Source organism: Pseudarthrobacter niigatensis (genome assembly GCF_030812615.1).
GTDB classification, from domain to species: domain Bacteria; phylum Actinomycetota; class Actinomycetes; order Actinomycetales; family Micrococcaceae; genus Arthrobacter; species Arthrobacter niigatensis.
The window spans coordinates 69910-79332 of record NZ_JAUSTB010000017.1 but is presented as its reverse complement, the minus strand read 5'-3'; the positions used below and the strand labels follow the sequence as shown (position 1 = coordinate 79332).

Here is a 9423-nt window from a genome sequence, read left to right as displayed (position 1 = left end):
CCCCGAGGAGTTCACCGATCGAGGCGTTATCCGCTTTCACATGCGCCGCGCTGGGCGGCGGCTCCGGTATCTGGCTGCTCATCACAGACCACCCGTGCCATGGCGGCCACTGCCGTAGGTACCGTCGGTTCCAGGTGCTTCTTCACCGGTGTACACACCGTCTTCGGCCCGGAAGGGGTCGTCTTCGAAGCGCAGGGGAGTCTCCTCGGCAGTCCCCGACGGCAGGGTGCTGGTGGACACAGGCGCGGAACCGCGGACGGTGGGCTCATCGAAGAGGTCGTCGGTGCCCGCGGCGTACACGGTCTCCTGGTGCAGGGGTGCTGCCGGCGGTGACTGCGCGGCGCGGTGCTGGGCTGGACCTTGTACAGGGCTGGAATACCGCGCCTGCCCCTGCGCTTCGGGCGGGCCTGCGGTGAGGCCGCGGGTGAGGCGGCCGGCCAGGACGCCGGCGCCGGCGGCCAGGAGCAGGAAGGTCCCGGGCTTGTTCCGGGCGAAGCGCTGGACTTCGTTCAGGAGGTCACCTGGTTCCCGGTTTTCCAGCCAGGTCGCCATCGAGGAGGTGCGCTCCGCTGCCTGGCGGACCAGGTCACTGGCCATGCCCTGCTGGTCCGGGGCGCTGGCCATGCTGTGCAGCTGGGTGGAGATGTTGCGGATGCCCTCGGCAGCCTTCTGCTGCTGCGTGCCTGCCTGGCTGGTCAGGCCTGACCTCGCCTGTCCCAGCAGGTCCTGCGCATTGGCCTTCGCCTCATGCGCAACGTTCGCTGCCTCGTCCTTCGCCGTCTGGGCCACCCCCTGGGCGGCGGACGCCGCTTCACCGGCGACGTTGGAGGCCTCTTCCTTCGCTGCCTGCGACTTGGAGTTGCCATCCGGAGTGGATGGGTAGGAGGCGTGCTGGGGAGCTGGCTCGGTTCCGCCGTACGGATCGGCGATGGCCGGATCGTTGGCAGTGTGCGGGGTCTGGGGCCATTGGTTCTCTGTCATCTTCGCTCTCTTTCGGAAAGGGTTAGCTGGCGATCAGGAACCAGCAATGCTGGCGACTTAGTAAGCAAGGTTACTAATCAGATACTAAGCACACTTCCCATTTCGATTGCAAGGGGCGGGCCGTCCGGCTTTCTATTCACCAGGCCTTTCCAAGGGCCCGGAGATGGGCGGATAGTAAGCCTACTTGCGAATATGTTGCTAAGCATGCTTATTGTAGGGGTGTAGCGACGCAGGGTGACCAGCAATTCGCCACCAATAGGAAGGCCGCGGCCGATGACCAGCAATCTCGATCCGGACGCCCGGAGCAGCTACCGCCTGATCACTTTGGCGGCGCGGCTGATCCAGCGGCGCCAGGACGATGCACTGGCCCCCCTTGGCCTCACCCGTGCGGCCGTGATCGCACTGGAAGGCCTCACCGGGGGCCCACTGAACCAGGAACAGCTTGCCGACGCCATCAGGGTCCAGAGCCAGACGCTGGGCCGGGTCCTCACGCGCCTGGAAACTACAGGACTCATCACCAGGACCCGCCGGACCTCGGACCGCCGCCAGCTGAAGGTGGAGCTGACGGATGCCGGTGTGGCGGCTGTCGAAGCGGCGCGGCAAGCGGAGGTTAACGCCTATCCCGATGATCCGGACATTGGCTGGAACGTACTCCGGAAGGAACTCACCAAGTTTGTCCGCGCCGTCCCGCCCGGCCGGGACACCGGCGTGGTCCCGTTCGCACCGCCGGAACACCGTACGGGGCACCGCCCCCAAGCCGGCCGGGCAGCCGGCATGCGGGGCTGGGAACAGCCGCGCCAAAACTGACCCGGGTTACCAGAGCTGACCCGGCTTACGCGCTCATGCCCGGCAGGCGTCCTGCGTGCCCGGAGGGAGTCTGCGGGCACCTGGTCTCCGGACTCCGCAACCTGGCCCAGCGGCGTCGTAATCTCTGCGGGCACCCCTGCTGATTTGGCGGCCGAGACCAAGCCGGCCAGCGCCTTGCGGTCCTCGGGGCTGACCAGGCCGTCCTTGACGACGGCGCAGATTTGCCTGTTGACCTCCTGCGCGGCGGCCGAGGCAGCTTTTGAAGCGGCATCGCTGGCAGCGCTACCCGCTGCGTCCCCCACTGCGCCGCATCCCGTCAGCAGGAGGGTGGCGGCCAGGGCGGTGGCTGGTACGACGGCGGGGCGGAAAGTCATGCCCCAAGCGTACCGGCGTGCCCTACCGCCGGGCCGGGACACCCAGGATGCTGTCCAGCAGCCTGTTCCGGAATTTGCCTTCGGGATCATGCCCGGCGGCAAACGCACGGAAATCTGCGAAGCGGGGGTACAGGGCCTCCCAGTCATGGCCGTCCGGCGTGAACAGCTTGCCCCAGTGCGGCCTCGCGCCAAAGGGGCGCAGGGCCTCCTCAAGGACTGGAAGGAAGGCCTCCACCTCAGGTTGCAGCGGCTTCCAGGTGAAATGGAGCGCGACGCTCTGCTGGCGGTGGAACGGGCTGAGCCAGAACTCGTCCGCGGCGCCGGTGCGGATCTCCGAGACGAACAGCAGGGGCATGAGGCCTTCTGCCAGCGCGCGGACGGCCTGGAGGGCGGCTGGGGCGTGTTCGATGGGAAGGATGAACTCACTCTGGAGTTCGTCTCCGTTGCTCGGCGTGAACTCGTGCCGGAAGTGCGGCAGCCGGTCCAGCCACAGGCCGGGTTCGTCCAGCTGCGCCGTGCAGTTTTCCGCCGACATTTCCGGTAGGGGGTGCCGCGGCTGCAGGGCGGCGGTGGCCCCGAACAGGCTGGGAAGCGGCAGCTCCCCGTCCAGCGCCTTGAGCCATACCTGGTTGACCGCGGAGCCCCCGTAGTCCGTAAACAGGCTTACGCTGTAGGCGGCCGACACAATAGTGCTGAAATCGGCCAGGGCGTTGTCCCACGGCAGGTCTTCGAGGACCCGCTGGCGCATCCTGAAGCTGGGCTGCACTGCCAGTTCCAGGCCGGTGACGATGCCAACGGCCCCGACGCCCACCACGCTGGCCAGGAACTCGTCCCCGTCCGCCCGGGTCAGCGTTACCTGCTCGCCGGACGCCCGCACCAGGTCGATCGATTCCACGGCCCCGGCGAGGGACTGGTTGTTCACGCCCGAGCCGTGGGTGCCGGTCTGCACAGCACCTGCCACCGAGATGTGCGGCAGCGAGGCCAGGTTGTGGATTGCCACGCCGGACTCCTCAAGGGTCCGGCACAGTGCCCCGTAACTGACGCCACCACTGACGCGCACCGTGCCACGGCTGGGGTCCAGGTCCACCCGCTGCGGCAGCGCATCAAGCAGCACGTGGACCCCGTCAGTGTCACCCACGCGGTTGAACGAGTGCCGTGACCCCAGGGCCTTGACCCGTGGCGAAGCGGCCACGATGGCCGCCAGCTCCGCAACGGACTCCGGCCGCCTGACATCAGCCGAGGAGTATTCGAGGTTTCCTGCCCAGTTCTTCATCGAGTGGCTTTCGCTTGGCGTCGGTTTCCTCCCACTGTCAGCGCTCACAATCACGGCTGTCAAGGCGCATCCGCTGGGTGGGCGGGAGACCCCGGTGCGGGTTAGGGGACCCAGTGGGCAGGCTGTTCCAGTCCTGCGGGGAGCCGGGTGGACGCGCTGCCGCGGGCGGCGGCAACCTGCGCCTGGGTGAGGAATAGGGCATGACTGAGGTCCGCCCCGTCGAGCCTTGCATCCCGCAGGTCCGCGCCCAGCAGGTCCACTGCGGTCAGGTCTGCTCCGCGGAGGTCGGCGGCGATCAGGCAGGCGCCGCGAAGATCTGCGCCGCACAGCGCCAACCCGCCCAGGCGTGCTCCGGCAAGGTCCGAGCCTGGTGCCAGGCGGGCAGGCTGTGGGGCATCGTCGATATACCCGGCGCGGACCTCCTCACTGACCCAGCGCAGAGTTTCGCCCACTTGCCGGTGGAGGGTCGCGACATCGGCTGCCAGGACCTCGCCAAGCCCGCCTTCGGCGACCTTCCGGACGCTCCACTCCACCTGGCGCACCTCGTTTGCGGTATCCGCGCTGTAGGCGGCCGTCGCCGCCTGGGCCAGGTGCCACAGCATTTCGTGGAGTTGGCGCAGGATCCGGAAGGCCGTGAACATGTCCGTTGCCGTTTCCGGGTCTTCCCGCCACGAGGTTCCGTTGAACAGCCGCCTGCTGACGGCCTGCCCTGCGCCGAAGCAGTCGAAAACCGTGCAGCCGGCAAAACCGCGTGCCCGGAGCCTGTCATGGATGGTGCAGGAAAAGTCTGCGGCGAGGTTGGAGCACGGCGTGGCTGGCGGCTTGTCGACGGCAAAGTCTGCGGAGCGGGCAAAACCGAAGGCCGTGCAGCACAGGGCAAAGCAGTGTGAGCAGTCAGGCCGAAGGGCGGCTGGGTTGGCAGGGGGCCGTGCCATGCGTCCAGACTACCCACGAGGGCTGGCTTCGTTCAGTCACCTTTTCCTGCAGGCGTGGTGCGGGGAGGTGGCATGCGCCGGTTCCCGGTGGCTTCGAAGGCCGCGGCCAGCCGGAGCAGGTCCGTGTCGCTGTAGGCTTTGCCGGCGATGGTCAGGCCCACCGGCATGGCGATGTCAGCAGCCAGGCCCATCGGGACCGTGACCGTGGGAATGCCGAGGTGCCGGGGGACAAGGTTGCTGTTGGAAACCCAGACGCCGTTGCGCCAGGCCGTGTCCGCCGAAGCGGGGTTCGTGTCAGCGTCCGCCGGGGCCACATCCGCAGCGGCGGGAAACACCACCGCGTCCAGGCCCAGCCGGTCCATCCATGCCTCCAGGTCCACCCGGCGCGTCTCTTCGAGTCCGGCCAGGCCCGCGGGCAGGTGCGGAATGTGGGCGAGGTCCGGAACGCCGTGCTCCCGGATCCATGCGGGATAGTCAGCGATGTCGTCGTCGAAGCCGTCGTAGCGGTCCGGCAATGCACCGTCCGGGGCGGGGAAGATCGCGGAGCCGTCCACGTCTGCGAGGCGGTTCAGCTGCGGATCACCGTTGGCCTCAAGGAAGTCATTCCATGCCCAGGCTGACAGGTCAACGATTTCCCGGCGCAAATATGCCGGGGACACCAGGCCTCGGGTGGCGATGGTGGGTGCGCCCGGCCGGTCCCCTTCGTAGTTGGACACCACGGGGAAGTCCACCTCGATGACCTCGGCACCAGCCGCTTCCAGGTCGCGGCGGGCCGCCTCCCACAGCGCAATGATGGACGCTCGGGTTTCGATCCGCTGCCCTGTGGGACCACCAATGCCCGGGGCGTCGGCGGTGCCGGCCTGCGGGTCCGCGTTGATGTACATCCGGGGCACGCCCAAACGCTTCCCTGCCAGTACGCCTGCCGCGGCGGCTGCGTCAGGGACGCCCAGGGAAACATACGACGGCGGGCGGACACTTGATGCCTTGGGTACCGGGATCCACGGCTGGACGCGCCAGAAGTCGCCGCGGGGGTTGGCGTCGTCGGCTACCACCACGTCCAGGACCTCCAGCATGTCCGCCACGGTGCGGGTGTGCGGAACTACTACGTCCATGGTGGGAACGAGCGGCCAGTTCCCGCGGACGGAGATCACGCCGCGGGACGGTGTGTAGGCGCAGAGGGCGTTGTTCGACGCCGGGGCGCGGCCGGAGGACCAGGTCTCTTCCGCGAGGCCGAACGCCGCGAAGCTGGCGGCGGTGGCGGTCCCGGAGCCGTTGGATGAACCCGACGCGAATGCGGCCGTGAGGTAGTCCGCGTTGTAGGGGCTTTCCGCCCGGCCGTAGACCCCGCGCTGCATCCCGCCGTTGGCCATGGGAGGCATGTTGGTAAGACCGATCAGGATTGCGCCGCCGGCCCGGAGCCGTCCAATGGTGAAGGCGTCGCGCTGCGCCACCAGGTCCTTGAACGCCGGGGAGCCGGCGGCCACGGTGAGGCCGCGGACCTGGTAGCTGTCCTTCGCCGTGTAGGGGATGCCGTCCAGAGGGCCCAGCGTGAAGCCGGCGGCCCGGCGCCGGTCGGACGCCTGCGCTTCAGCGACGGCCTCCGGGTTCATGACCACCATGGCATTTAGGCATATGCCTGATGAGTCATATTTTAGGATTCGCTCCAGGTACAGCTCCACCAGCTCCTCGCTGGTGACCTGTCCCGACTCGAGCGCGGAACGCAGCCGGCTGATGCCGGCCTCGACGACGTTGAATGGGCGGACTGCGGGCACGGGCATCTGCTCCTCAACCAGTTTCACGCGGCCTCCTCCTTCGGGGCCGGCTGCTGCTGGGTGATGCAGTGGATGCCACCGCCAAAGGCGAAGATGTCCCGGGCGTCCACCAGTTCCACGGTTCGTCCGGGGTAGGTACGTTCCAGGATGCCGGCGGCGATGGCGTCGTTGGGGTCATCGAAGGCGCAGAGCACCACCACGTCGTTGGCCACGTAGTGGTTGATGTAGGACCAGTCCACCCAACCTTCGCCGTCCTTGAGCGTGGTGGGGGCCGGAACGTCGATAATCCGCAGGGGCCGCCCCTGGGCATCCAGCTGGCCTCCGAGGACGGCTTTCAGCTGAAGATAGACCGCGTGGTCGGGATGGGCAGGATCGTCCTGCCGGTGCAACAGGATGGTGCCGGGCCCGCCAAAGGCGGCGACAATGTCCACGTGGCCGCGGGTGCCGAATTCGTCGTAGTCCCGGGTGAGGCCGCGCGGAAGCCAGATGGCCTTGGTGGTGCCCAGGGCCGCGTGGACTTCCGCCTCGACCGATTCCTTGGTGGCGCCAGGGTTGCGGCCGGGATCGAGCTGGACCGTCTCGGTCAGCAGCACGGTGCCTTCGCCGTCCACGTGGAATCCGCCGCCCTCGTTCACCAGGGAGCTCGGCCGGACCGGCACATCGATGCCGGCTGCCACGCTTCGGGCAACGTTTTCGTCCTTGGACCAGGCGGCCCAGTGCTGCGCGCCCCAGCCGTTGAAGATCCAGTCGACGGCGGCCAGCGATCCGTCCGCCGAGTGAACGAAGGTGGGGCCGCTGTCACGCAGCCAGGCGTCGTCCAGCGGAATCTCCAGGACGTCGATGCCCTGGCCGAGCCATTCCCGCGCGGGAGTGGCATCCCGTGGATCGGCGATGACAGTGACGGGCTCATAGCGGGCGATGACCCGGGCCACCTTGCTCCACGCGGCCCGCGCCCGGTCCAAAGTGGAGCTTCCCACAGGGCCGAAGGTGTCGTTGGGCGGCGGGAAAGCCATCCACGTCCGCTGGTGGGGCTCCCACTCTGCGGGCATGCGGCCCGCGGGCCCGGTATGGACATGGCCGGGGGCAGCACTGCCCTCGGTTGCGGTCGAATAAATGAATGCCATTCATTTATTATGGGGACCATGCCGGCCCTGCGCAAGGGTAATTCAGGCCCGGGAGGTGTTGGTGCGGTCAACGGCCGCCAGGATGGCCTGCGCCAGTTGCTCCGGCTTGGTGAATTGGGGCCAGTGCCCTGTGGGCAGGTCGATGTACTCCACGTCATGGACCTTGGCCAGCTCGGAGACGAACGGGTGCCCGGCCGCGACCCATTCACGGATCATGGCGGACGGAAACTCGCACGCGATCACGGTGGCGGGTACGTCGTAGCGGCCTTCATCATGCAGTTGCTGCTTGCCGTACGCCACGCCCCGGGGCTCCGGAATGGCACGGGCACGGAAGGCCTGGCGAAGCCCGTCGTCCAGGTCCACCAGGTCGGCGTCGTCGAAGCTTTCCCAGGGCGGAAGGGGAATGTCGTCACCCTCGGCGGGCAGTTCGTCATTGATCACACCCCCTTCGCCCAGTGGGCCGCTGTCCACATAGATGGCGCGCTGCACCTTGTCCGGCCGTGCGTCAACGGCTCCGTGGATGATTGCGCCGCCTCCCGAATGCCCCACCAGGACCACCCTGCCGCCCATGGCGTCGACGGCCTGGACCACGGCATCAATGTGGTCCTGCAGCCCTATTCCGGCCCGGCTGGAGTCCACGGATTCCAGTCCGGGCAGCGTCAGGGGGTGGGGCCGGTGGCCCGCTGCCTCCAGGGCAGGTGCCACCTCCGCCCACGATGAAGCGTCCAACCAGAAGCCGGGTACCAGGATGATGTCCATGACCGCACCCTACCCCCCACCCCCTGCGCCGGAACAAGGGGCCGCTACCGCTTCCGGTTCCGGCCTTTCCCGGCGTTCCGGCTGCCGCGTTCATAGGCCTCGCGCTCAGCGGAGCGCTGAGACTTTCCCGCAGACACCACCTTCTGCTGCCACTCCCGGTGGTAAGCGCGCTGGGCAGCAACGTCGGAGCGGCGGGCCAGGGCTGCGAGTTCACGCTGCATCTTCAGGTACGAATTCCAGCGCCGCTCCTCCAGGACGCCCCTGTCAATTGCGTCCCGGACCGGGCACCCTGGCTCAGTTCCGTGCGAGCAGTCCGCAAACCGGCAGCCGGCAGCCAGCTCCTCCACATCGCCGAACATGCCGCCCAGGCCTTCGCCGGCGTCGAACAGCCCGAAACCGCGGACCCCTGGGGTGTCCATCAGCACCGTACAGTTGGACAGCGGCACCAGTTCGCGGGCGGTAGTGGTGTGCTTGCCCTTGAAGTCGCCGGACCGCACCTCCCCGGTCTGCTGGACCTCGCGGCCCACCAGGGTATTGATCAAGGTGGATTTGCCCGCGCCGGACGGACCCAGGAGCACGATGGTGCCACGCGCTGGGATGCGGGACATCAGTTCGTCGATCCCGCTGCCGTTCCCGGCTGAGGTGGTCACCACGTCCACGCCGGCCGCCTGCAGGATGACCTTCCCGACGACGTCGTCCGCCACCTGCGCAAGGTCGGCCTTGGTGATGATCACCAGGGGAGTGGCTCCCGAGTCCCATACCGCCACCAGGGTCCGTTCTAGCCGGTTGTGGGTGAGCGGCCGGTCCACGGGCACCACCACGCCAACCGTGTCCATGTTGGCGGCAAGGACCTGCTCGGCCGACGAGTCCTCGAAGGCACGTTTGCGGCTGAGCTCGGACCGGCGGGGCAGGACGGCCAGGATCTGCCGTGCGCCGGCGCGGTTGGGGCCGATCCAGACCCAGTCGCCGGTAACGGGCTGGTCGCCGGTGAGCGGGTAGGGCAGGTGGAGCAGACCGTCAGCGACGGCCACCAGCAGCAGCGTTCGGTCCACGCGCACCACCCGGCCGGTGCCGGTGGCCTCGGGGTTGGGGTGCGCGGCGAAATGGCGGGCGACGGCGGGCGTGTAGCCGTAGGCGAAGGGGCCCTCGGCTGTTGAAGGGGTGTTGATGCCAGGGTTGTCCAGGGCGTTGCCTGAAGGAATATGCACGTTGGTTTCCTCGGAAAGGTTCCCGGTGCAGGCGGGGTATCCGGCAGGTTTCTCAGGAAAGGCGCGTGCAACGGGAAAGGATGGTTGATGGTGTTAGTGCGGGGCGCTCACGGCGCGCGGCAGTTGCAGTCATCAAAGCCACCTCCTCTCCCTCGTGCGGGTCCCCTCAGCCTGCCGGGAACAGCAGGAT

Annotated in this window: 8 protein-coding genes and 1 pseudogene; 1 reads left to right on the top strand and 8 read right to left on the bottom strand. The window is 68.0% G+C overall.

What is annotated here, in order from left to right; all coding sequences use genetic code 11:
* Positions 1-81: 81 nt before the first annotated feature.
* Entirely contained in the window at positions 82-981 is a 900-nt protein-coding gene (locus tag J2T23_RS18565) for a hypothetical protein (RefSeq protein ID WP_307362416.1), read from the bottom strand.
* A 273-nt stretch (positions 982-1254) separates the two neighbouring features.
* Between J2T23_RS18565 and J2T23_RS18560 the strand changes: the two genes are divergently transcribed.
* On the top strand, positions 1255-1788 hold the full coding sequence (locus tag J2T23_RS18560; protein ID WP_307362414.1) for a MarR family winged helix-turn-helix transcriptional regulator: 534 nt from the start codon (positions 1255-1257) through the stop codon (positions 1786-1788).
* A gap of 33 nt (positions 1789-1821) precedes the next feature.
* On the opposite strand, the pseudogene J2T23_RS18555 reads toward J2T23_RS18560, so the two are convergent.
* The 7 genes and pseudogenes from J2T23_RS18555 to rsgA form a co-directional block, all read right to left on the bottom strand.
* Positions 1822-2162: pseudogene (locus tag J2T23_RS18555) on the bottom strand (hypothetical protein).
* A 22-nt stretch (positions 2163-2184) separates the two neighbouring features.
* Entirely contained in the window at positions 2185-3435 is a 1251-nt protein-coding gene (locus J2T23_RS18550; protein ID WP_307362411.1) for a D-arabinono-1,4-lactone oxidase, read from the bottom strand.
* Positions 3436-3536: 101 nt separating this feature from the next.
* Positions 3537-4370 carry a pentapeptide repeat-containing protein gene (locus J2T23_RS18545; RefSeq protein WP_307362409.1) on the bottom strand — a complete coding sequence of 278 codons (834 nt, stop codon included), beginning with the start codon at positions 4368-4370 and terminating at the stop codon, positions 3537-3539.
* 32 nt (positions 4371-4402) lie between these two features.
* Positions 4403-6148, bottom strand: a complete 1746-nt coding sequence (locus J2T23_RS18540) for an amidase (RefSeq protein WP_307362425.1) — start codon at positions 6146-6148, stop codon at positions 4403-4405.
* Positions 6149-6165: 17 nt separating this feature from the next.
* Positions 6166-7266: an agmatine deiminase family protein gene (locus J2T23_RS18535; RefSeq protein ID WP_307362407.1), complete on the bottom strand. Its 1101-nt coding sequence runs from the start codon at positions 7264-7266 to the stop codon at positions 6166-6168.
* 42 nt (positions 7267-7308) lie between these two features.
* Complete coding sequence (locus J2T23_RS18530; RefSeq protein WP_307362405.1) at positions 7309-8025, bottom strand: alpha/beta fold hydrolase; 717 nt, start codon at positions 8023-8025, stop codon at positions 7309-7311.
* 44 nt (positions 8026-8069) lie between these two features.
* Complete coding sequence (gene rsgA, locus J2T23_RS18525; RefSeq protein ID WP_307362402.1) at positions 8070-9233, bottom strand: ribosome small subunit-dependent GTPase A; 1164 nt, start codon at positions 9231-9233, stop codon at positions 8070-8072.
* Positions 9234-9423: the final 190 nt, after the last annotated feature.

Coding starts and splice junctions, on each gene's coding strand:
- J2T23_RS18565 (WP_307362416.1), bottom strand. CDS start 981: ATGACAGAGAACCAATGGCCCCAGACCCCGCACACTGCCAACGATCCG.
- J2T23_RS18560 (WP_307362414.1), top strand. CDS start 1,255: ATGACCAGCAATCTCGATCCGGACGCCCGGAGCAGCTACCGCCTGATC.
- J2T23_RS18550 (WP_307362411.1), bottom strand. CDS start 3,435: ATGAAGAACTGGGCAGGAAACCTCGAATACTCCTCGGCTGATGTCAGG.
- J2T23_RS18545 (WP_307362409.1), bottom strand. CDS start 4,370: ATGGCACGGCCCCCTGCCAACCCAGCCGCCCTTCGGCCTGACTGCTCA.
- J2T23_RS18540 (WP_307362425.1), bottom strand. CDS start 6,148: ATGCCCGTGCCCGCAGTCCGCCCATTCAACGTCGTCGAGGCCGGCATC.
- J2T23_RS18535 (WP_307362407.1), bottom strand. CDS start 7,266: ATGGCATTCATTTATTCGACCGCAACCGAGGGCAGTGCTGCCCCCGGC.
- J2T23_RS18530 (WP_307362405.1), bottom strand. CDS start 8,025: ATGGACATCATCCTGGTACCCGGCTTCTGGTTGGACGCTTCATCGTGG.